The sequence below is a fragment of the Stackebrandtia albiflava genome, from assembly GCF_007994225.1.
GTDB lineage: Bacteria > Actinomycetota > Actinomycetes > Mycobacteriales > Micromonosporaceae > Stackebrandtia > Stackebrandtia albiflava.
The window spans coordinates 406,372-430,257 of record NZ_VLLL01000007.1; the positions used below are offsets into that span (position 1 = coordinate 406,372).

Consider the following 23,886-nt stretch of genomic DNA (forward strand, 5'->3'; position numbering starts at 1 on the left):
ACCGTCGGCGCCGTGGTCGGGCGGTCTCGGGGTCAGGCCTTGGTGGTGGCGCGCTCGGGTGACAGGTGGCGCAGCCCGATCGGGGCGAGGAGGGCGGCGACGATCGCGAGGAGTGGGATGGTCCAGATCGCCGCCGGCAGGCCGAGCAGTTCCCCGAGCCCGCCGATCACCGCCGGGCCGAGCAGCCAACCGGTGTATCCGCCGTTGGAGACCATCGCGATACCCGGACCGTCACCGGCGGCGCTGAACACCACCGGCACGATGACGGCGATGCCCAGGCCCAACAGGAACAGCCCGGCGATCACGGCGGCCTGCGCCACCGGCCCGGGGCCGGCGAGTTGCGCCACCACCAGGCTCGCCGACATGCCGAGTCCTCCGGTCAGCGCGGCGGTGAAGATGCTGCGGCTGCGGCCGATCCGGTGCACCAACCGGTCGCCAGCGAGCCGTCCCAGGAACATCGCGACCGAGAACAGTCCGTATCCCCAGGCGGCGACCAGGGCCGACGCGCCCTGCGTGTCGGACAGGAACACGGCGCTCCAGTCGGCCGCCGCCCCCTCCGCCAACAGGGCCGCGAACGCCACGAGCGACAACAGGACGAGGGCCTTCTCGAACCGCCACCGCCGGGCGGGTCCCGCCGCGACCGCGACGGCGTCGGGGATGAAGGCGGGGAAGAACACCGCCACGGCCGCCAGGGCGACCAGGCCGAGCACGAGCAACTGGATCCACAACGGAACCTCGTACTGCGCGGCCACTCCACCGATGCCGGCTCCGGCGGCCGCCGCGAGGCTCCACGCGGCGTGGAACGAGCCCATGATCGGCTTCGCCGTCGCGCGTTCCACCGTGGCCGCCTGGGAGTTCATGGCCACGTCGAAGGCGCCGACCAGCGCGCCCGCGAGCAGCAGGGCCGCCGCGAGTGTCCAGGCGTTCCCGGCTCCGAGTCCTATGAAGGTGAGCCCGAGGGTGTAGGCGACCGCGGTGACGCGGGTGACGGCGGCACTGCCGAACCGGGCACAGGCCGCGCCGGTCAGCGACATCGCGGCGATGGCTCCGGCCGGCGGTGCGAGCAGGATCAGGCCGAGGCCGCCCTCGGAGAGCCCGAGGTCGTCCTTGATCTGCGGGATGTGTGGCAGCCAGGAGGCGAACACGACGCCGTGGGCGATGAACGCGACGGTGACGGCCACTCGGGCGCGGGTGAGTCCGGGTCGGTGCGGTGTGGCCATGGTCGCATCTTGGACCAGTCGCACCCGGTTGGCAAGCGTTGTCGCCCAAGCCGTCCCGGCGCCGCGCCGACCACGCGTGCGGGTCACGTCCGCCCGGCGTGGGCGTACGCGGCGTCGATCGACCGATACCAGCCGGGGCCGTCACACACCGGGGTGGGAACTCTCTTGGCGGCGGGTTCACGCCTCGTCGGGGCGGCGGTTGTATCGGTTGAGCGTCGCCTTGTTGGTCGAAGCGTCTCGAAAGACCAGTTCCCACGGGCCGGTGTTGACTTCCATCTCCTTGCCGAACCCGACCCACTTACCGTGAATACGTCGGCCGGTGGGCTCGGCAAGCATCTGAACGGCACCGTGGTACCGCGCCCCACGGTAGTAACCGTCGGGAGCGGTCTGCTCGACCCAGGTCCCGGTGACCACGTTGCCGTCGACGGTCAGGTCCATGGTCAGCGGAGAGTCGGACGAACCCGGAAGACTTCGCACGGTGAGCCGGTCACCGTGCTGCAACACCACCACATGGTGCACCCCGATGAAGGTGTCGTCGCGTCCGCTCGAGTAGTACTCGTACCGGCTCAGCCATACGCCGGAATGGTTCGTGCGGGTCGTCGTACGGCCGCTCGACCAAGCCTTCGCCTGCGGCGTCGCTTCGGCCGAGTTCGATGTGGCTTCCAGATCGTGTCCGCCATGCCCATCGGCCGACAGGCGCGCTCTCGGCACCGGGACGGCGAATCCGAGCGAATCGATCGGCATCCCGGTGACGGATTCGAGTGCGCGGGCGTAGACAGGACGGGGAGTGGCGATCGTCCCCGCCTCCCATCGCTGCACAAGCCGCTTGTTGGCGTCGTTGGGTACACCCGCTCGCACTCCAGCCTCGCGCAGGGCACGGGCGAAGTCGTCCTGGCTCATCAGCATTCCGAGACGCACCGCGCGAAGTGTCGCGTTCGGAGTGGTGTCCTGATACGTCATGTACACAACGATATCAGTCTTCATGTCGCCGAAATGACGCCTAATAGGTCACCGAAAAGACACCTCGAGTGTCGTCGCGGCTCCGGACCGCCCGGACACAGACTGTGGACGGTCACCCGGCTTCGACGTGAGGAGTTCTCCATGAACACGTTGTTCGGCAGAAACGCCCCCACCCCGACACCGTGCTCGGCCAGCGCGGATATCGATGGCTCCTACAGACGACCATGCATGGCGTACATCCCATCACAACCCTCGATACCGGCGTACTCATATCGACAGACGACGGCTCATGGTGCCGAGCCGACAGCGCGCCCACAGTGATCACTGGAATCCGGGGTACGGCCGTGACGCCCAGGGTGGTAGTGGTCGTTTTCTAGAGGGTCCACCCCCCATTTCGACTCGTTACGTCACCACCGGCTGATCCAGGTGGACCGGCGGAGCCCCACGGGTCGTCGTCCTCGTCGTCCTCGTCGTCTTCATCGTCGTGTTCCTCGAACGCATCGGTGAACGTCGAGTCCCACACCAACAGGCCCGGCGCGGACGTGTCCGCGCCGGGCGGCCAGTACTCCGAGATGCTGTCGGTAGCGCCTTTCCGGTGGTGTGGTGGAAACAGGCCGAGAGTGAAGGCGTATTCGGCGAGTTTGTGGCTGCCCAGTTCCTCATACCGTGACCGGAGTCGGGCGAGAAGGGTCGGATCGTCGGTGACGATCACGGGTGAATTCCCCTGGGTCATTCCTCGATGCTTTCAGCGAAACCGTTCGCGTGCGGACACTGTGACGCCGAACCGACACGGGGCCGCGAAACCTCGATCTTCGGACGGGCGGGCAGGTGGGGCGGGGGGCCGGGCGGTGGGCGCGGGTGATGAGGTCGGTGGCCTCGCGCAGGGCCGCGACGTAGGCGCGACCGTGCCGGCGGCGGGGCCGATCGGGTCGTCCCGGCACCAGGATCACCGAGAACTGCGACAGGAAGTCGACAGCCCACAGGTGTTTCGGGCAGCCGTGGTGGCCCCAGGGTCTCCCGCAGTCGGCGCAGACCCGGCGGAGTCGGCGGCGGACGGGCCTGTGGGTTCTCCGGATACGGTTCGCCCACCGTATGTAGTCGACGTCTTGATGGGTTAGGCTCGTCTTCGACATGGCAAGGGCTCCATTCCCTTGTGATGTGGCGGTCTACCGGTGGTGTCGGTCGGCCGCCTTTTCTATTGTGGACTCGGCGGCAGGTGTTCGCCGTCGTGGAACGGCCGTCGCGCGCAGGGCGCGGTCGGGCAGTACAGCGTGATCGGGTTCAACGGGTCGTCGCCGGTGAACAGCAGCGCGGAACGCCTGGAGAGACCGGGCGTGGCCGGTTCCAGGTGGTGGGCCATCTCGATGGCGCGGATCCGCGCGTCGTTGGGTCCGTGAGCGAGGAACGGCAGCCCCACCAGCCAGGTTCCGACGTCGCCGTCGCGGGCCTCGTCGAGGGCGGCTGCCGATTCGGCCTCGGGTGGGCCGGGTTCCGGGTCGAGCCACACCAGCCATAGGTCGGTGCCCTCGGCGTGGGCGTACGCGGCGTCGATCGACCGGTACCAGCCGTACGGTTGACCGGCGATCAACAGGACGCAACTGCCGTCCGGGTTCTGCAGGCCCTGGTACTGCGGCCGGACCACCAGGTCGTCGACGTCCGGCCCGGCCGGGATCGCCTGGCACAGCGCGAACCGGCGCGGCCGGACTCGCCTGGCGACGGTGGCGAGCCGTGCCGCGACGGCCGGGTCGGGATGTTCGGGTGCCGGGCGGGTCGGCTCGCCGGCGGCGATCCGGTAACCGTGGGGCCGGAACTCCATGGTGTCAACCTCTCTGGACGTGTCCGGCCACCGCCGTGCGGTGTGGACGGTCGATGGGCGGGTGCGCCGGCGCCGAGGCGGACGTCACCGGGATCGGGGGATGCCCGGTGGGCGGAGTCCGCCGGAAGGACGGCGATCGCGACGCACCCGCCCCGATCCGGGAACGTCCGGTGCGACCAGGAGCACCGGTGCCGCCGTTCCCGTTCGCCCGCCGCCGTCGAGGACGCGGGCGGGTTCATGTCTCGGTCAGCCGGTCTCCGGCGGACGCGGTTCGGTGCCCCGGTCGCACGGCCAGTAACGGCCGTGGGTGAAGCACTCCAGTACGACTTCCCGGGTGGCTTCGGTGCGCCACTTGAACTTGCGGCATGCCTCCCCCGAGACATCCCTTGCCGGTTCCCGACGCGACATCCCCACCGGAACCACCTCCTTGCTCAGCGCGACGACGCGCGAGTCCCCTTGCGATCTGTGAGGTACCGACTACATGTTGCCATAGATTCTCGCGCGACACAAGTTGTGGGAGTGGCTAAATCGCGGCGAGTCGCCATCTTCTAAACTGAGTGGCGTTTCGATTACCGAAGCCGTTGGGGGCGAAGTCATGACCGACACCATGGGGCCTACGCTGCGGGCACGCTGGCTGGGCAGCAAGATGAAGGAACTCCGCAAGGCACGGAAGCTGAAACTCGCGCAGGTGGGCGACCTGTTGAAGCGGCACCAGGGAACCGTCAGCCGCTTCGAATCCGGTGAGTACCCCATCCCCAGCAACGAACTGCTGCAAATGCTGGACCTGTACGGCGTCTCGGACATCGGCCAGCGATCCGACCTTCTACAACTCTCCGAAGACGTCGCGCAACGCGGCTGGTGGGACGGCTACCGGCCGTTCATCAACAACAACTTCGCCGACTTCGTGTGGCTGGAGAACAACGCCCATGCCGTTAGCTTTCTCGGGCTCACGTCGATTTCGGGTCTACTTCAGACGACGGACTATGCCACCGCGCTTATCAGCAACGGTCCACAGCGCCACGACGAGTTCGAGATGAAACGACTCCTGGAAGCACGTCTGGTACGGAAACAGCTTCTCGAAAGGCCGGAATCGCCCTCATTTCGATTTTTGCTCCATGAAGCTCTACTGCATCAGCAGGTGGGGAGCCCGGAGGTTACAGCTGGGCAGCTAAGAAACTTGTTGAGCCTTTCGGCGTATCCCCGCGTGGAGTTGAAGGTCCTGCCACTTACCGCCTGGAGGCACACCGCCGCCGGGATGGCAACCGAGTACACGGTCTTCGAACTACGAGAGCCGTTCCCAACGGTTGTTGGAGTTGACACCTCAGCGGGCGCAATCTACAAGGAAGCACCCGACATACACTCGTTTACCAACACGTTCAATTCGCTCTGGCAAGACGACGCCCTCAGCGAATCCAACAGCATGACATGCATAGAGACGCTCATAAGGGAAATATCACCGTGACCAGGCGTAGCAATCCGCTTCCCACCGCAAGATGGCGAAAGAGCACCCGTAGTAACGGAACAGGCAACGGCAACTGTGTCGAGGTGGCCTGCCTCCACGACGCCGCGTGGCGCAAGAGCACGCACAGCAACGGCAACGGCGGTTCTGCCTGCCTGGAGGTCGCGCCGGTGGCCGCCGCGATCGCACTGCGTGACTCGAAACTGGCCACCACCGGCGACTTCCCGCACCTGATCGTGCCCGTCACCGAATGGGCAGGGCTGCTCGCCGCCGTCGAGTCCGACCGGTAGCCCGGCACCCACCTGAGCGCCCTCATTTCGCGGCTTGGTTGGCCGTACGACGATCGACATGCCTCGAATAGGCCCTGATGTCCGGTTTTCGGCCGTCGTATGACCAACCAAGGCAGCATTTTGCCCAACCAAGCCGAGTGGGGTCGGGTGCGCCGTGCCTCAGCACGGTATCGGCGAACCGACCGCGAGGGAGGGCCGTCACCGTGCGGGCGTCTCCGGTCGTTGGTGACCGCATTCGAGTACGACGCCGTCGGGGTCGGTCACGTGCGCCCGGACACCGTTGCAGTGCACCTGGATCCCGCGCCCGTGATGCGACACCTCGAACGGCTCGTCTCCGTGCGTCGTTCCGCTCCACGGAGATTCGGCGTCGGTGGAGCCGACCGTCCACACCAGCGCCGTCTCCCCCGGGTGCAACCAGTGGTCGCTCCCCCACGGTTCCACGCTCAGCTCGAGCGGCTCTTCGGCGTCGTTGTGCACCCGCAGCCGGGCGACCGGGGGTTCGCCCGGCATACGGGTCGCCAGATCGGTCACCGGGTGGACGACCGGTGCAGGGTGGGCCGGTAGACGAGTTCCTGCGTGCGGCCGTCGAGTGTCCGGGTCTCCAGCAGTTCCAGGTCGAAGTCGTCGGCGCCGCGGAAGATCGGATCGCTCCCCGACCGACCGGTGATCACCGGGAAGATCGTCACCTGAACGCGGTCGACCAGGCCGGCCGCCAGCAGCGCACGATTCATCGACAGGCTGCCGTGTGAGCGCAACGGCACCTCCGACTCCTCCTTGAGCCGGGCGACCACCTCGACGGCGTCCCCTCTCACGATGGTCGCGTCCGGCCATCCGAGCGTATCGTCGAGGCTGTTCGAGATCACGGTGGTCGGCAGGTTCCTGAACCGCTGCACCCAGGGGTCCCGGGTCTCCGGGAGCCCCCCGTCCGGCCCCAGCATCTCCGCGAACTGCCGGAACGAGGTGGCACCGAGCACCAGCCGCTGATCCTCCCTGTACTGGTCGAGGCGGTGCTCCAACAGCTCCGGCCCCTGCTTGCCCCAGTAGCCGCCCCAGTCGCCCTTCTCGTTGTACGAACCGAACCCGTCGACGCTGGTGAAGATGTCGAAGGTGTACGTCGCGGTCATGGTGTTCCCCTCCTGAGCCGAACGCGGCGATGTCACGCTCCATCGTGCACCACTCCACCCCCGCGCGGGGTGGACGACGCCGACACGGGGCAGGGCTCTCCGCGCGACCGAACGCCCCCACCCGCCGCGGGTAACTCCGAATGCCGGTGGCGCGGCACGGGTGCGTCCGAGTGCCGCCATCCCCTCGTGGTCATGCGGGTGCCGATGAAACCGCGCAGGCCGGCGGCGGCCCGCCTACCGGCGGAGTGCGGGGAGGACTCCGCGACGGCGGCGATCGCCGCCAGGACCGGGTCGGGCTGTCTACCGGCCAGGCTCGCGGCGCCGACCTGCCTGGCCCGCCGCGACGTGTGCACGATGAGCACCCGGATCCGCTGCCCGTCGTTTCCGGTGGCCGACAGCACGTGTTGGTCGACCGGTACCAGGGCGGCGCCACGCAGGTATTCGAATTCGAGGTCCGGCGTGTGCAACGGCAGTGACGCGATCCGGCCGTCGGCGAATCCGATGGAGATCCGGTCGGCGGTCAACAACTCCCAGCGTCGTCGGGGCCCACCGTCCCGCCGTGCGGCCTTGACCTCCTTGACGCCGTACCGGAGTCCCGCCGCGATCGCGAGCAGCAGCACCACCGCCGACGCCACGGCGAGCCAGACGGGCAGACCGTTCTCCTCCACCAGGATGAACGGGACGACCGGCATCGGGCATCCGAGTACGAGGACGAGGATGCCGACGAGGTATCCCCGCACCCTGGACGTGTGGTGGGCTCCCATCACTTCGGCGAGGTAGGTCAGGTACACGCCGTCATCCTGACGCGTAACGGCACGGAACCCGCACGAGTGCCGGGAGAGATCACGTGCCGTCGACGGGAACCGGGTCAGGCGTGTTCCCAGCCGTTCGTGGTCACCCGGGTACCGATGAACCCGCGGAGGGCGGTGGCGGTCTGTCGCCCGGTGGGATGGGGGGGAACCGGCGGCCACGTTCGCGATCGCCGCCAGGACGTGGTCGGGTTGCCGAACCGGCGTCGTCATGTATCCCGACAGGGGGTTCCACCGTGGTGTGTTCACCGTCAGGACCTTCGCCGGCGTCCCCTCGTGATCGGTCGCGGCCAGTACGTACTGGTCGACCGGCATCCGGCCACCCGACAGATACTCACACTGAGGTCGGCCGCGTGCAACGGCAACGACCGCACGGTGCCGTCGGCGAAGCCGATCTCGATGCGGTCGGCGTGCAGCCGTTCCCACTGCCGCGTCGGCTCGACGGCGCGCTTGGCGGCGTTCATCTTCTGGACGCCGTGCCAGGTCGCCGCCACGATCACCGACAGCAGCACCAGATTCACCAGTATGACCGCCCAGACCGGACGGACCTCCTCGGAGATCATGTAGAGCGGTATCGCGGGACCGAAGAGGAACCCGAGCATGAGAGGCATGAGAACGTATGACATCGCCTTCTCCCGGCGTTGGTGGTTCTCGTCGATCAGCGGACCCAGGTGAATGAGATACATCCCGTGATGGTCGTCTCACGACGCACGGAAACCGCACGGGCACGCGCGGGTTGGCCGTGCGACGGGCGAACCTCCGCCGTCCGGATCCACAGGCCGTCCATCATTCACATTGACGGCCATGGATGGCTCGATATCATGTGCGACAGCGGCGCGCCTGCGCCGCATCGTCACGCAAGGGGTATGTGAATGAAGCGCATCAACCGGATCGCGGACAAAGCACTGTCCAAACTGGTCGGCAAGTCGACCGCCAAGGCGTCCTGCGTCCCCTACTGGGAGTACTACTGCTCCTTCAACCCGGCCGTCTGCACCGGCGGCCACGCCAGATACCGCCGGTACATCACGGTCGACTGCACCGCCTGCTGCACCCAACACGTCGGCTGCTGCTGACACGACGCACGACCCCGCACGCCGCCCTACCGGCGTGCCCCCACGACCCCCGGCAACGTCGCACGCCGCCCTACCGGCGTGCTTCATCGCGACCCGCCCCCTGCAACGCATCACCCCGGGAGACACCATGACACTCGTCAACCGCATCCACCGCGTCGCCGACAAGGCCCTGTCGAAACTGGTCGGCGAATCGACCGCCAAGGCCGCGTGCGCACCGTACTGGCACTACTACTGCTCGTACAACCCGGCGATCTGCTCGGGCGGACACGTCCGGTACCGCAAGTACATCATGGGCACCTGCGACACCTGCTGCGTCGAATACGTCGGCTGCTGCTGACCCGCGCCCACGGAGAGGGCCGCGACCGCCGACCGTCACCGGGCGCGGACCCACAGCTCAACCCCATTGACGCGCACTTATTCCTCGATATGATCCCCCGGTGGTGCCGCCCTGCACCACTTCCGTCTATTCGAGGATGGTCACTTTGAGTCTCATCAACCGCATCGCCGACAAGACGCTGTCCAAGCTGGTGGGAGAGGCCACGGCCAAGGCCGCCTGCTCGCCGTACTGGCAGACCTACTGCGTGCGCTCCGGCGTGTGCGCCAGCGGACACGCCAAGTACCGCCGGTACGTCAACGTCCACTGCGACACCTGCTGCCGCGAGTACGTCGGCTGCTGCTGACGAACGACCGCCGGGAGCGCCGCCACCACGGCCTCCCGGCCCTCGGGCACACCCGGCGCGCGACCGGAAGCCCACCGTGACGGGCCCGCCACCGGCACGGCGATGTCGCATCGATGTGCCACTATCGTCGCCATGGCTCCCCCTCCGGCCGCGACGGCCGACGCAGACCTGGTGTGGCGCGAGGCCACCGACAAGTACCAGATAGCCCTCGACGGCGCGACCCTCGTATGCCGTAACGACAAGGGCAAACGCCTCAAATCGGTTCCCAAGGCGGTCCGCGACGGCGCCGTGGCGGAGGAACTGCTCGCGGTCCGCGACTTCCTGGAACGACACGAACGGCACTGTCACGCCACCGTCGAATCCTGGATGCTGGGCGCCCTCCCCATACCGGTGCCGCTGCTCCTGGAGATCTGGCCGGACCCCGCGTGGCGTCAGGCACTGGCCGACCTGGCGGTCGCGGAGGAACCGGGCGGCGAGCCCGGCCTGCTGCGGCAGATCGACGACGACGGCAGGATCGGTGTCGTCAACCTCGACGCCGAGACCGAGTGGATCGACGCCGAGCGCCTCTACATCCCGCATCCGGTGCTGCTTCCCGACCTGGACGACGTACGTGACTTCGCCGTGGAACTGGGTGTCTCTCAGCGGGTCCCGCAACTGGTCCGGGAGGTGTTCACCAAACCCGACACCGTCGAGGGCAACAGCCTCGGACGGTACGGCGGCGGGGTCTTCGACGAGCTCCGCCAGGCCAAGGGCCGGGCGATCAAGTTCGGCTTCGGTGTCCGAGGCGGCTACGCCACCACCCACGCCACCGACGGCGGCACCGAACTCCAGGCGCGCTACTGGCTGGGCGACGACGGTCCCGACTACGAGGCGTACACCGGGGACCTGCTGTGGGTGGACGACGACGAGCGTCCCGTCCCGTTGACCGACGTCGGACCGATCGCCTGGTCCGAGGGAGTGCGCATGGCCGAACTGATCTACGCCGGAAGGAAGACCGATGACGAGTGACGCCCTGCTGCGCGCCGGGTTGGCACCGTTGGACGCCCCCGACGGCATGCCCCTCCGCGCCCGCACCTACTCGCACCCGGCGCTCGGCACGCGCCCGGTCGTCCGCCTCGCCGGCGACCAGGTCGCCGAGGCCGAGGACCGCACCCTGGAGTTCCTCGGCTTCACCGAACCGCGTATCTCGGAACCGTTGGGACGCATCGTCGCCGGAGGCTCCGGATACCCCGCCTGGGCGTTGATCAACGATCCCGACAACGGCAGGTTGGCCCTGTCGGTCGTCCCCGACATGGAACGCGCCGCACGCAAGGCCGTGGCCTCGCCGCTGGACGCGCAGGCCGGATTCACGCAGATCGCGGCGAAACTGCCACAGACGCACCTTCCCTCCTTCTGGGAGCAGGCGGGCCGGGCGTTCCTCGACGCCGACCGCGCCCACTTCGCGGGCCAGATGTTCGGACGCGCCCGCGAGGTCGAACGCGTCCACGCGCTGCCAGTCGACGAGAACCTCCGCCGCGCGGTGTTCCTGGAGTTCGCGCTCGCCGGCGCCCTGTCGGTCAAGGCGCTCACCGAATACCTGAACGAGCTGACCAGCCGGTACGACCCCGACACCGCCGCCGACTCCTTCGAGTCGCTGACCCTGGGCAGGATCCGGGGCGGGCTGTCGCCCTGGGCCGACCTGCCCAAGCAGTGGCGGCGGCTCACCAAGTCCGCCGGGCGGGACTCGACCGCGGAGGAACGGCGACTGCTCGCGGAACTGCTCGACGCCGCCCCGATGCGGTCGGCGCCGGTGAAGTTCTGGCAACAGTGCCGGGCGTCGCTGGTGGCGCTGGGGCGTTCCGAGCCACGACACGCGCGCAGCCTGCTGTTCCTGTTCCCGCAGACCAACGGACGCCAGGACGCCACCGCCGGGTTCTTCGAGTGGTGGCTGGACCTGCTCGACGACGCGGGCGCGTTGCGACTGCTCGCGGAGTCCGACGCCCCGGTGGAGTGGATGAACCGGGCGGTCGCGGAGCTGAAGGTCTCCGACCGCAGGCAGAGCGCCCCGCAGCGGCTGATCGACCTCGTGAAGGAGTTGGCGCCCCGGTTGACGGGCCTCGACCTGGGCTCCGAGCAGCGTCGGTACAACCCGCGGATCAACATGGACCTGCTCAGCGTGTGCCTGACGTCGGGCGTCGCGATCAAGGAACCCGACGCGAAGGCCCACCTGGGGCCGGGGGACTGGTACGCGTCGGCCAACACCGAGATCGACCCGATAGCGGCCGACCCGAGGTTCCGGCCCATGCTGTACAGGGCGCTCGACCGGTTGGCCGGTCACGCCGAGGCGATACGCCACCCGAAGCTGCGGCCCGTCATCGAGGACTGGATCACCTCGCGGGCGGAACGCACCGTGGACTGCGGCCTACTCGACCTCGACGCCGTGTTGCCGCTGTTCACGCACGTCGAACTCGAGTCCTTCCCCAAGGCGGACCGCGCGTTGATCGACATCGACGTCGCCGAGACCCTGGCGCGTTCGCTGCGGGCGGGCCTGCCGGGCGAGCTGGGTTGGGCGGCCTTCGACGAGGCGGTGTCCGAACTGGACGGTCGGATCCGGATGACCGCGAGCTGGCCGATCCTGACCGTCTACAGTACCGAGAAGGCGATCGCGATCGGTCCGCAGGGCCGGATCGCCGAACACGAACTGCGATTCGCGGGCAAGCCGAGCCGGATCATCGTGACGTACTCCGACGACGCCTTCATGGTCGTGTGGAACGTCAGTTACAGCACCAACCACTTCTACTGGAGTCACGACCCCGCCCGGGTGGAGGAACTGAAGACCTCCTGGATCGGGGACCGCAGCGAGGACCAGGGCTACCACCTGCTGAACCCGCAGGGCAGGCTGCTCAGTCGCGGCGAGGTACTGCACCGCGGACAGGACACGCTGGAGGCGCAACGCTGGAAGGGCCTCACCGACGGCGAGACGTTCTGGTCGGCGGCGAACCACTCGTGGGACGTCCACGAGATCGACCCCGCCACCGGTGAACTCGGACGGGTGTCGTTCCCGTCGTTCTTCGACGACGCGGAACGTCCGGCGGGTCACAAATGGAGCATCACCTACAGCTCCCTCGTGGCGCTACCGGGCGGGATACCCGGGTCACCCTTGGGCAGTCGTGGGGACCTGATGGGGTTCCGTGTGTCCACGGGAGACGACGGGCACGCCATCACCGGCGTCGACGGCCGGCACGCCACGCTGCCGACCGGGCACTCGATACCGTGGGCGCTCATCGACATCCCCGGGGTCGACTCACCCAGGATGCTCACCGGGACCGGCAGGAACCGGCTGGTGGACCCCCAGGGGCGGGCGCACTCGACGATCGGGATCGGCGGCAGGGAGGCGCCACCGAAGGCGTTCTGGCACTTCATGACGCCACGCGACCCGGAGTCGTCGAAGATCCTGCGGGACATCGACCGCGAGACGGCGTGGCGGCTCATCAAAGCCGCACACGAGGACATCGAGACACGACGCGACGAGTCGGAGGACCGGAAACCGGCCCGGCTGGAGACCGAACTGTCCGAGGTGGGCATCACGCACGAGCGGATCCGCGACCACGTCGCCGCCGTGGTGCGCGAGGCCACCAGGATGGCGCGGAACCGCGAACTGATGCTGAAGCCCGAGAACGCACCCACGAAGTGGACACCGTCCATCGACCGTCAGGGACTGTCCACCGGACTCTCCGGGCTCCGTCAGGGTGACAACGTGTACAACGACAACACCGCCGAGGTGTTCGAGGCACAGATCGGATTCCTGGCCGGCACCATCGGTTCCGACGACGCCGCGAAACACGCCTGGCAGAGATACGGCGACTGGACCGACCTGTTGGGCAGGTTCGCGGCCCTGGCGGTGCGCGCGGTCAGCCCCGCGTTCGACGAGTCGGCGCGGAACGCCCTGCGCCGGATGCTCACACTGGCGGCGGAGAGTCCCATCACCTCGGGCGACGTGAGGATCGGCGCGATGACGTCAGGGGAGCACGTCGGCGTGCGGAACGCCGACGGTGCGCTGATCACGACGACGACGATCCGCGTCGACGGTGTCACCCACTACGTCTTCCTCGAGGTCGGCCGACCGGAACGGCCCGCCGTGTCCAACGAGTTGCGCGCCGTCACGACCGGTTGGGGTGCCTCCGCCAGGATCAAGGAGTTCCTGGCGGCCGTCGAGCGGCAACCGGTCGTGGAGGTCGATCCCGCGGCGGTGGCACTGCTGTCGGAACGGACCGGCATGAGCTCCGGGGCGGCGACGCTGCTCCTGACGGGGCTTCCCCGCGTCACCGTTTACGAGACGCACTTCCTGGACGCGGACACCCGGAAACGGCTCGGCCTGACGTCGGCGGCGGCGCAGTCCGGACGCGCCACCGTACGGAGACTGCGACAGGACGACGCCCTGGACTTCTACGAGGAGGTGTTGGGCGACGACCCGACGATCCTGTGGGACCAGCCCCGGTTCGCGGCGGGACTCGCGGAGGCGTGGGTGAAGCGGCACGGTCGTTCCGTCCCACTCTCCGAGGAGACCCGGGCCCAGGCCGACAAGATCGGGCTGTCCCACGGCGCCGACTCCGTACTGCGGTTCTTCACCGACGGCGACCGCGCGTTCTGTGACAAGAGCGGACTGCTCTCCCCGAGGGAACTGAACGACGTCCAACAGGCGGCGTGCTGGGCGTACGCGTCACTCCCGGAGGGCGACCCCGTGCGCGACGGGATCCCGCGCGCCCTGGCGGCCGCCCACGCGGACGTCGCCGACGAGTCGCAACTGTTCGGGATCGGATACCTCGACGTGCCGGACGACCTGTTGAGCGAGGACGAGCGGCACATCGCGCAGTTGGGCCGCACCGCCTACGACGGTGGACTCGTCGTCGCCGAACAGCGGGGACGACGCCAGTCGAGGACGTACTTCCGGCCCGCCCGGTTGACCGACGACTCCGCCGGGACGGCGTTGCGCGCCATCGACTACACCGGCGTCGTCCGGCTGGTCGACTGGTTCCGCAGCCCGGACGCGGCGGACATCGCGGCCCGGATCGGGAAGATCCCGGCGGGCCGGTACGAAGCCGACCCGCGTGCCTCGGTACCGCACCTGGTGGCGGAGGCACGCGACGACCTCGGCCTGTCCGAGGAGGCCGCGACCCTCTACCTGCAACTGCTGGCCCTGCCCGAACCCACCGACCGCAACGTCCGCACCTGGAACGGGTGGACCCCGGCACGGCACAAGAAGGCGATCGCCGAGTTGCTGGAGAAGGAACTGGTCGTCGCCGCCAAACGGTCCCGTGCCGGGCGTGGCGTGTTCCTCCCCGGCGGCTGGCAGGACCTCAAGGCGCCCGCCAAGCCGCGTGAGACCTGGAAGGAGCCGCTCTACCCGGCGCCGCCGACCAGCTACTACGCCTCGTCGCCGCTGGTGAACCGGCCGTTGACGGAACTGTTCACCCAGGCGTGGCGGCGTCACACCTCGGGAGAGGGACCCCGGTGAGTGCGGCCCGGACGGACGCCCCGGACACCGGCGACGCGCTGCTGCGCGCCGGGATGGCACCGGTGGACTCCGAGGAGGGGGAGCCGGTCCGCGCCCGCGGCTACCGGCACCCCGCACTGGGTGGCCGCCCAGTCGTCCGGCTGGTCGCGGAACGGTTGGGTGAGGCCGAGGACCGCACCCTCGGCTTCCTGGGCTTCACCGCGCCGACCGTCTCGCCGCCGGTGGCGCGCGGCGTCACCGGCGGCGTCGGATACCCCGCGTGGGCGCTGATCAACGACCCCGCCAACGGGAGACTCGCGCTGTCGGTCATCCCCGATATGGAGTTCGCGGCCCGCAAGGCCGTCGCCTCACCGAGCACCGCCCACCTGACACTGCTGGACGTCGCCGACCGGCTTCCCGCCGGGCACCTCCCCGCATTCTGGGAGGAGGCGGGGAGGATCTTCCTGCGCGCCGACCGCTCCCACTACACGGTGCAGTACTTCGGGAAGGCCAGGGAGGCGGAGCGGCGGCACGCGCTACCGGTAGACGAGGCGACCCTGCAGGCCGTGTACCTGGAGTTCGCGCTGGCGGGCGCGCTGTCGGTGAAGGCGTTGACCGAGTACCTCGACGAGCTGTCGCGGCGTTACGCGCCGGACGAGGCGCTGGCGAAGTTCGAGTCGCTGGCGTTCGGCCGGATCAGGGCGGGGCTGGCGCCGTGGTCGACGATGCACGCGCAGTGGCGGCGACTCGTCAAGGCGACCGGACGCGACGCGGACGCCGAGGCACGGCGGCTGCTCACCGAACTGTTCGACGCCCCGGCGTTGCGGTACGCGCCGGTGAAGTTCTGGGAGGTGTTCCGGCCCGCGCTGGTGGCGCTCGGTCGTTCCGACGAGCGGCACGCCCGGACGATCCTGCACCTGTTCCCGAGGTACTCCGACAACGACCGGGACGCGCACACGTTCACCACGTGGTGGCTGGAACTGTTGGACGAGATCGGGGCGTTCCGGCTGTTGGACGATCCGGGGCACGCCCGCTCCTGGCTCCACCGGATGATCGGTCAGCTCAAGGTGTCGGACCGCCGGGACAGCGCACCGCCCCGGCTGCTGGCGCTCGTGGAGGAGCTGGCTCCCCGGCTCACCGGAGTGGACCTGTCCGCCGGAACCGACTGGTACGTCAACCGCGTCAACATCGACCTGTTGAGCACCTTCCTGAGGCTGGGTGTTCCGGTCGCCGACCCGGTGAAGAACGCCAGGCTGGACGTGACCGACTGGATCGCGACCGCCCGGACCGATCTGGCCCCGGTGGTGACCGACCCGCGTTTCCGGGAACTGTTGTACACCGAACTGGACAGGCTGGCGGTCGGTCCCGAGACGTTGCGGCACCGCCGGTTGCGTCCGGTGGTGGGCGGCTGGCTGGTCGATCGCGCCACCCGCGCCGAGGGCGGCGGGCTGCTCGATCTGGAAGCCTCCATGAAGTTGTTCGAGCACATCTCGTTGGACGAGCAACCGGAGGCGCGGCGGGCGCTGGCCGACATGGATCCGGTGGAACGGCTGCGCCGGTCGCTGCGCGCGGGAACACCCGCCGAGCTCGGCTGGCCGGCGTTCGACGAAGCCGTGTCCGAACTGGGCGGCCGGGTGGAGATGATCCCGAGCTGGCCGATCCTGACCGTCTACAACGGAGTGAAGGCGATCGCCGTCGGTCCGGAGGGCAGGGTGGCCGAGCACGCGCTGCAGACGTCGGCCGGACCGGACCGGACCGTCGTCGCCTACGCCGACGGCGCGTTCATCGTCGCGTGGAAGGCCGGCCGGGAGTACCACCACTACTGGAGCCACGACCCGTCCCGGGTCGCGCCGCTGGCGAACTCCTGGCTCTCCACGCACATCCAGGGCATGGGGTTCACCCCGCTCACCTCGGACGGCACCCGCCTCACCGAGGGCACCGCGCTGCGCCGGGGCGACGACCGGATCAACGACAACGACGACGTCCTCAGCGACGGGGAACGCTTCTGGATCGGGCAGTGGGAGTCCGGAAGCGTCCGCTTCCGGGAGGTGGACCCGCAGACCGGCAAGGTCGGTGGTCACTCGACTCCCGCGTTCTTCGACGACGCGGCCCTACCCGACGGGCACTGGTGGCTGGTCCACGTGAACTCGCTGGCGGCGCTCCCCGAGGCCGTCGCCGCGGAATCGCCACTGGGACACGACGGCGGGCTGGTGGGGTTCCGGGCGTCCGCGAACGGGAAGACCACCGTGATCACCGGCGTCGACGGCCGCACCGCGACACTCCCGTCCGACCGGGACTCGCCGTGGGGACTGCTCGACATCCCCGGCCACGACACCCCCAGGATCATGACCGGCACCGGTTTCGTGAACCTGATCGGCCCCGACGGTGCCCTGCACTGGGCGGTGGCCACCGGCACCGCGACCACCCCGCCGGCCGCCTTCTGGCACTTCACGTCCCCGCGCGACCCCGAGGGGTCGAAGGCACTACGGGACGTCGACACGCCGACGGTGGAACGACTCGTCACCGCCCTCACCGAGGACAGGGCGGCCGTGGACTCCGGCGCGGAACCGAAGGGCACCACCGCCCGGACGGACGCCGTACTCACCGACATCGGCATCCGGCATCCGGTGCTGCGGGAGGCCGTCACCGACATGACCCGGCGCGCGGTGGGACTGCGGGACCAACGCGAACGGCTGCTGTCGGCCGGGCGGTCGACGGTGGGCCGGCCCCCGGCGATCGACCGAACCGGTCTCGCCGAGGGACTGTCGGGCCTGGTCACCTCCGGCCGGCCCGCCCAGTACGACCGGACGGCCGACCAGCTCACGGCACAACTGGACTTCCTCGCCGAGCGGATCGACGGCCCCACCACGCTGGCCGCGCTGCGTTACCACTCCACCGACTGGACGCCGCTGCTCGGCAACCTGGCCGCCCTGGCGGTCCGCGCGGTGAGCGTCGCCTACGACGACACGGTCCGCGACACGCTGCGACGGCTGCTGGGACTACTCGCCGACGGTCCGGCGACCACGGGGGTCCTGCGGCGCGGAACGATGGTCACCGGCGGCGCCGTCGCGCACCGCGACCCGGGTGGCGCCCTGGTCACCGTCGACTCCGTGTACCGGGACGGCCAGCGGCATCACCGGTTCATCGAACTGGGTGACCCGCGACGCCCCGCCACCGCCACCGCCGTCCACACCGTCCCGGTCGGGTGGGGTTCACCCGACCGGATCGCGGAGTTCCTCGCGGCGGCGGAGCGTCGGCCCGTGGTGCCGCCGGATCCGAAGGCGGTCGCGATCCTCTCGGAGCGGACCGGTCTCAACGGGTCCGCCGCGCTCCTGCTGCTGACGGGACTGCCCGGCATCGAGGTGTACGAGTCGGACTTCCTGGGCCCGGAGGGGCGGGAACGGTTGGGCCTGAAGACGACCACCGCCAAGGCGGGCCGGATGGCCTTCGACGGGATGACCCGCGGCGACCGGCTCGCACTGTACGAGGCCGCGCTCGGTGAGGACGCGACGGTCCTGTGGGACCCGCCCCGGTTCGCCGCACGGCTCGCGGACGCCTGGGTCGCCCGGTACGGCCGCCGCATTCCACTGTCCGAAGAGGTCATCCTGGCCGCCGACCGGCTGGAGCTCCACAACGGCACCGAGTCGGTGTTGAGGTACCTGACGGAAGTGGGGCGGGAGCCCGACGCCGAGGCGCCGGCGGCCGCCCCTCCGTTGGGCGACGCGGACGGCCTGTTGACCGTCATGGAACTCCTGGACCTGCGACGGGTGGTCAGCTGGGCGTACACCGCGCTGCCGGAGGGCGATCCGGTCCGGGACGGCGTTCCGCGCGTACGGGAGGCGGTCCTCGCCTCGCTCGCCGACGATCGTCCACTATGGGATATCGGCGGTCACTCGGCGGCACGGTTCCCCCGGGAACTGCTGGGCGACGAACCGTACTGGGACCAGGCCCTCGGCCGGAAGGTCCACGACGGCGGCCTGTTCGTCGCCGTCGAGGAACAGGACTGGTTCCGCGTGTACTTCCGGCCCGCCCGTCTCACCGACGACGCGGCCGGCGCCACCCTGCGGGCCCTGGACGACATGCACTACACGACCCTCATCGACTGGTGGCGGGGACCGGACCCGGTGGCGCTCGCCGCCCGGATAGGCTCCCTCCCGCCCGGTCGGTACGAATGCGACCCACGGGCGTCGGTGCCGGAACTGGTGGACGAGGTGCGATCCACTCTGGACCTCTCCGAGGACGCCGCGACCCTGTACCTGCAACTGCTCACCCTGCTCGACCCCACCGACCGGCACGTCCGCACCTGGAACGACTGGACGCCCGCCCGGCACAAGAAGGCGGTCGCCGCACTGCTGGAAGCGGAACTCGTCGTCGCCGCCAAACGGTCCCGTGCCGGGCGCGACGTCTTCCTACCCGGCGGCTGGGGCACCGCGAAGGCACCCGAGGTGCCGTCCGAGACATGGAAGGATCCGATGTACCCGGTGTTCGACTCGATACCACGTTCGGTGACCCGGCCGCTGCCGGAACTGTTCGCGCACGCATGGCGGCGTCACACCTCGGGGGAGGGACCACGATGAACCGTCAGGTCGAACCCGCGGAGGTGAGGTACGCCGCCGAACTGGCGCTGCTCGCCGAGGAGAGCGGCCCGCGTCCACCCGGATGGCGCCTGACCCCCTCGGCCGTCGTCACGTTCATCATGGGCGACGGAGGCCGGATCAGCGGCAAGTTCCTCGGCGACCGCGCCCTGGTGGAACGCGCCGTCATCACACTGGCGGGCCGCCGCGGCCTGCTGCTGGTGGGGGAACCGGGTACCGCGAAGTCGATGCTGTCGGAGCTGTTGACGGCCGCGATCAGCGGCGACAGCTCCCGCACCGTGCAGGGCAGCGCGGGCACCCACGAGGAGCAGTTGCGGTACGGCTGGAACTACCAGCTCCTGTTGGCGAAGGGACCGTCGGCGGAGGCACTGGTGCCCTCGCCGATCCTGTCGGCCATGCGCGCCGGGGCGGTCGCCCGGATCGAGGAGGTGACCCGCTGCCTCCCCGAGGTGCAGGACGCCCTGGTGTCGGTGCTGTCGGAACGCCACATGTCGGTCCCCGAGCTGGGTGAGACCGAGTACGCCGTCGACGGCTTCAACGTGATCGCCACCGCCAACCTGCGCGACCGGGGCGTCAACGAGATGAGCGCCGCCCTGAAGCGCCGGTTCAACTTCGAGGTCATCGAACCCATCGGGTCGCTGGAGGCCGAGACCGCCCTGGTGAAGCGGGAGGCGATGCGCACCATCACGGGCGGCAACGCACCGGCCGAAGTGGACGACGCGGTGGTCGAGGCGCTGGTGACGGTGTTCCGCGACCTGCGGCAGGGCCGCACGGTCGAGGGCTGGCCGGTGGAACGGACCACCGCCGTCCTCAGCACCGCCGAGGCGGTCGCGGTCGCCGGTTCGCTGGGCCTCCAGTCGGCGTACTTCTCCGTCGGCGACCCGGTGTCGCTACTGCCGGGGCACCTGCTCGGCGTCGCCAGGAAGGACGATCCCGCCGACCAGGCCAAACTCGTCGGGTACTGGGATTCCACGATCCGGCGTCGGGCCGAGGGCGGCGCCCGGTTGTGGAAACGGCTCTACGAGCTCCGGCACGTCGTCGGCGAGTGACCGTGACCGATCCCTCCCAAGCCGTGGAACGGCTCGTCACCAGCAGTGCGCCCTTCCTGATCGGGGTCCGGCACCACTCGGCGGCGCTGGCGGTGGCGGTGCCGGAGCTGCTGAACGCCGCCGCCCCCGACGCCGTGCTCGTCGAGCTGCCGGTGGAGCTGCAGGAGTGGCTTCCGTGGCTCGCCCACCCGGAGACGACGACGCCGGTCGCGCTGGCGATCGCCCGGCCGGACGGCGCCCGGCTCGGCTTCTACCCGTTCGCGGACTTCTCCCCCGAGTTGGCCGCGTTGCGGTGGGCCGCCGCCAACGGCGTCCCCGCCCACGCGATCGACGTCACCGTCGACCGGAACGACGACTCGCCGCGGCGCGGTGTCGGTGACCTGCTCCGCAGGCACGCCGGGACCGACACCTTGGAGGCCGCCTGGGACCGGCTCGTCGAGACCCCCTCGTACGGCGCCGATCCCGAACGGGTGCGCCGCGCCGCGCTCGCCTACGGCTGGGCGGTCCGCGCCGACGCCGACCCGGTGAGCGACGCCGACCTGGTCCGCGAGACGCACATGCGCCACCGGTTGCGTGAGGTCGGCGCGGCGCGTCCCGCCGTGGTGGTCGGCGCGTTCCACGCCGCCGCCTTCGTCGAACCCGCGCCCGAGATGCCGTTGCCGGCGGCACGCGAGGACGTGGTGACATCCCTGATCCCGTACAACTTCGCGCTGCTGGACTCCCGGTCGGGCTACCCGGCGGGAGTGCGGGACCCCGGTTGGCATCAGGAGGTCGTGCTGTCGAAGGGGCGGCCGGAGGCGTTGGACGACGCGGTGGCGCTCCTGGCGGCCCGGGTGTGCGCGCGGCTGCGGGCCGACGGCCACGTCGCGGGCACCCCGGACGCCGTCGCCGTCTACACGATGGCCCGGGAGCTGGCGAGCCTGCGCGGCCTGCCCGCGCCGGGCCGGGCGGAACTGGTGGAGGGACTGCAGTCCGCGCTGGCGCAGGGGGAACCCCTGGGCCGGGCGCGCGCGGTCGCCAAGGCCGCCGAACAGGTCCTGGTCGGGGAGCGGCGCGGCCGGATCGCGGGGGAGGCGCCCCGTTCCGGGCTGGTCGCGCACGTGGCGGACCTGCGCAAGGAGTTGCGGCTTCCGGTGCGCGACAGGGCATTCCGGCTCGACCCGTTCCGGTCGCCGCTCGACCGCCGCCGGCACGTGGCGATGTTCCGGATGCGTGCCGCCGGCATCGACTACGCCCAACCCGGCGAGATGACCGGCGTCGCCGGCGCGGAGTCCGTCACCAAGACCTGGGAGGCACACTGGACACCCGCCAGTGACGCCACGGTGGAACTGGCGGGCGTCTACGGCCCCGACCTCGCCACCGCCGCCGAGGGACGGCTCACCTGGCGGCTCCGCCGGGGCACCTCCGTCACCGAGATACTCGACGAGGCCGCCGAGGCGGGCCTACCGGAGTTGACGGCACGACTGATCGCGGAGATCGGTGACACGTTCCCCGCCACGGCGGGCCTGGTCGAGCTGCTGGACGCGTACCGGCAGGTCCACCGCATCCGGTCCGGGGGCGTGCCGGGCATCCCGACGCCGCCGGCGAACGCCGACCGGACCGCCACGCGCCTCATGACCACGGCCGTGTCCGGTGTGGACGGCTACGCCGGCGCGGACTCCCCCGTCGAACTCGCCGCGCTGCGGGACCTGATCGGACTCGCCGACGACACGCACCGGGAATCACTGGTGTGGCAACTGGAACGGATGACCGACACCGCCGGACCCGCCGCGCAGGGCGCGATCGCCGCCGCACTGGTGCGGCTGTCCGCCCGGGACTCCGACTGGCTCACCGGCCGGATCACCGGCTGGGTGGACGCCGGCGGCCCCACCCTGGGCGACCGGTTGCGCGGTGTGCTCGTGATGGCGGGGCCGATGCTGGAGGCGTCCTCGGAGTCGCTGACCGGGCTGACCGAACGGATCGGCGCCTGGTCGCCGGAACGTTTCCTCGACCGGCTTCCCGCGCTCCGCAAGGGATTCGACACGCTGTCCACGGCCGCGCGCGACCGGCTGCTCGCGACCCTGGAACTCGACGCGATACCGGACACGACGGATGACCCGGCGGACCTCGCCCGCTGGGAGGCCGCCGACCGCGCCGGGTACGCCGCCGTGGCCGCCATGCTCCCGGCCCCGGCCGAGACCCCCGACGCACCGGCCGCACCGGCCACCGCCGGTGCCATGTCACCCGAGACGGCGCACCGCTGGCGTCTCATCCTCGGACGGCAGGCGGAGAAGCTGCCCGTCGAGCAGCGCAGGCTCGCCCGGGCGCTCGACGAACTGTACGGCCGCGGACACGGCGAGGGCTCCGCCGGAGGCGGGCTCGAGGCACCGTATCCGTCGGCGAGGGAGTGGGCCGAGGACCTGACCGAACTGTTCGGCGAACGGGTGCGCGAGGAGGTGCTCGGCGCCGCCGCCGCGCGCGGCCGGAACGACGTGGTGTCTGAACTGGACCCGGAACGGGTCGAGCCCTCGGTGGACCTGCTGCAGAACGTGTTGTCGCTGGCGGGCGCGCTTCCGGAGTCGAGGCTCGCCGTGCTGCGGCCCATCGTCGCGCGGATCGTCGACCAGCTCGTCAAGGCGCTGGCGACCCGGATGCGCCCGGCCCTGACCGGGTTGACGGTGCCGCGACCGACGTTCCGTCCCACCGGCCGGCTCGACCTGTCCGGAACGCTGCGCCGCAATCTTCACACCGCCCGGATGCGGGACGACGTACTGGAACTGGCCGTGGAACGCCCGGTGTTTCACAGCCGGGGAAACCGGACCGCCTCGTGGCACATCCACCTGATCGTGGACGTCTCCGGGTCCATGGAACGTTCGGTGATCCACAGTGCTCTGACGGCGGCCATCCTGCACGGCGTGTCCGCGTTGAGCATCACCTTCACCGCGTTCTCCACCCAGGTCCTCGACCTCTCCGACCGGGTGTCGGACCCGTTGTCGCTGCTCATGGAGGTGTCCATCGGTGGCGGCACCGACATCGGCAAGGCGGTCGCCTACACCAGGAAACGGCTCACCGTCCCGTCGCGCAGCATCGTCGCGCTGATCACCGACTTCGAGGAGGGCGGCTCGACGGGGAGGCTCCTGTCGGAGATCCGTTCCCTGGCCGAGACCGGCGCGGTGCTGCTCGGCCTCGCCGCGCTCGACGACACCGGTGTACCCGTCTACAACAAGCAGATCGCGGCGGCGGTCGCCGCCGCCGGGATGCCGGTCGCCGCGTTGAGCCCGAGCGAACTCGCCCGGTGGATCGTCGATCAGGTGAATCGGCGGTGAACCGGAACCCCGCGCACCCGACGCCCGGACCGA

The 23,886-nt window shown here is 70.0% G+C and carries 18 protein-coding genes; 10 read left to right on the top strand and 8 right to left on the bottom strand.

Annotated features, from left to right (window positions below):
* Positions 1-32 precede the first annotated feature (32 nt).
* The 4 genes from LX16_RS20840 to LX16_RS20855 all read right to left on the bottom strand — a co-directional run bounded on the left by LX16_RS20840 (position 33) and on the right by LX16_RS20855 (position 3,996).
* A complete protein-coding gene (locus tag LX16_RS20840) occupies positions 33-1,220 on the bottom strand; it encodes an MFS transporter (protein WP_147141847.1) in 1,188 nt (395 codons plus the stop codon).
* A 177-nt stretch (positions 1,221-1,397) separates the two neighbouring features.
* Positions 1,398-2,180, bottom strand: coding sequence for a helix-turn-helix domain-containing protein (locus LX16_RS20845; RefSeq protein ID WP_147141850.1), 783 nt, complete (start codon positions 2,178-2,180; stop codon positions 1,398-1,400).
* Between the two features lie 373 nt (positions 2,181-2,553).
* A complete protein-coding gene (locus tag LX16_RS20850) occupies positions 2,554-2,892 on the bottom strand; it encodes a hypothetical protein (RefSeq protein WP_147141853.1) in 339 nt (112 codons plus the stop codon).
* Positions 2,893-3,375: 483 nt separating this feature from the next.
* The gene (locus LX16_RS20855) at positions 3,376-3,996 is read right to left on the bottom strand and encodes a hypothetical protein (RefSeq protein ID WP_147141855.1); all 621 of its coding nucleotides are present in this window, start codon (positions 3,994-3,996) and stop codon (positions 3,376-3,378) included.
* 595 nt (positions 3,997-4,591) lie between these two features.
* Here LX16_RS20855 and LX16_RS20860 point away from each other — a divergent pair.
* Entirely contained in the window at positions 4,592-5,458 is an 867-nt protein-coding gene (locus LX16_RS20860; RefSeq protein ID WP_147141858.1) for a helix-turn-helix domain-containing protein, read from the top strand.
* Complete coding sequence (locus LX16_RS20865) at positions 5,455-5,745, top strand: DUF397 domain-containing protein (protein ID WP_211354657.1); 291 nt, start codon at positions 5,455-5,457, stop codon at positions 5,743-5,745. The genes LX16_RS20860 and LX16_RS20865 overlap by 4 nt, the downstream gene beginning before the upstream one ends.
* A 198-nt stretch (positions 5,746-5,943) precedes the next feature.
* On the opposite strand, the gene LX16_RS20870 is transcribed toward LX16_RS20865, so the two are convergent.
* The 4 genes from LX16_RS20870 to LX16_RS20885 form a co-directional block, all read right to left on the bottom strand.
* Complete coding sequence (locus tag LX16_RS20870) at positions 5,944-6,276, bottom strand: hypothetical protein (protein WP_147141863.1); 333 nt, start codon at positions 6,274-6,276, stop codon at positions 5,944-5,946.
* Positions 6,273-6,869, bottom strand: a complete 597-nt coding sequence (locus LX16_RS20875; protein ID WP_147141866.1) for a dihydrofolate reductase family protein — start codon at positions 6,867-6,869, stop codon at positions 6,273-6,275. Before LX16_RS20875 ends, LX16_RS20870 begins: the two co-directional genes overlap by 4 nt.
* 32 nt (positions 6,870-6,901) lie before the next feature.
* Positions 6,902-7,660, bottom strand: coding sequence for a hypothetical protein (locus LX16_RS20880; protein WP_147141869.1), 759 nt, complete (start codon positions 7,658-7,660; stop codon positions 6,902-6,904).
* A gap of 269 nt (positions 7,661-7,929) precedes the next feature.
* Positions 7,930-8,364: a hypothetical protein gene (locus LX16_RS20885; protein WP_147141872.1), complete on the bottom strand. Its 435-nt coding sequence runs from the start codon at positions 8,362-8,364 to the stop codon at positions 7,930-7,932.
* 186 nt (positions 8,365-8,550) lie between these two features.
* Between LX16_RS20885 and LX16_RS20890 the strand changes: the two genes are divergently transcribed.
* From LX16_RS20890 to LX16_RS20925, 8 genes are all read left to right on the top strand, one after another.
* Positions 8,551-8,751: a hypothetical protein gene (locus LX16_RS20890; RefSeq protein WP_147141874.1), complete on the top strand. Its 201-nt coding sequence runs from the start codon at positions 8,551-8,553 to the stop codon at positions 8,749-8,751.
* 127 nt (positions 8,752-8,878) lie between these two features.
* Positions 8,879-9,088 (top strand): hypothetical protein, encoded by a 210-nt coding sequence (locus LX16_RS20895; RefSeq protein WP_147141877.1) that lies wholly within the window; start codon positions 8,879-8,881, stop codon positions 9,086-9,088.
* A gap of 145 nt (positions 9,089-9,233) precedes the next feature.
* Complete coding sequence (locus LX16_RS20900; protein WP_147141881.1) at positions 9,234-9,431, top strand: hypothetical protein; 198 nt, start codon at positions 9,234-9,236, stop codon at positions 9,429-9,431.
* A gap of 132 nt (positions 9,432-9,563) precedes the next feature.
* Complete coding sequence (locus tag LX16_RS20905; RefSeq protein ID WP_211354658.1) at positions 9,564-10,439, top strand: DUF4132 domain-containing protein; 876 nt, start codon at positions 9,564-9,566, stop codon at positions 10,437-10,439.
* Complete coding sequence (locus LX16_RS20910) at positions 10,429-14,925, top strand: hypothetical protein (protein WP_147141887.1); 4,497 nt, start codon at positions 10,429-10,431, stop codon at positions 14,923-14,925. Before LX16_RS20905 ends, LX16_RS20910 begins: the two co-directional genes overlap by 11 nt.
* A complete protein-coding gene (locus LX16_RS26720; protein ID WP_158645672.1) occupies positions 14,922-19,481 on the top strand; it encodes a hypothetical protein in 4,560 nt (1,519 codons plus the stop codon). The genes LX16_RS20910 and LX16_RS26720 overlap by 4 nt, the downstream gene beginning before the upstream one ends.
* A complete protein-coding gene (locus tag LX16_RS20920) occupies positions 19,478-20,548 on the top strand; it encodes an ATP-binding protein (protein ID WP_147141890.1) in 1,071 nt (356 codons plus the stop codon). The genes LX16_RS26720 and LX16_RS20920 overlap by 4 nt, the downstream gene beginning before the upstream one ends.
* A 2-nt stretch (positions 20,549-20,550) precedes the next feature.
* Complete coding sequence (locus tag LX16_RS20925; RefSeq protein WP_211354659.1) at positions 20,551-23,853, top strand: DUF5682 family protein; 3,303 nt, start codon at positions 20,551-20,553, stop codon at positions 23,851-23,853.
* Positions 23,854-23,886: the final 33 nt, after the last annotated feature.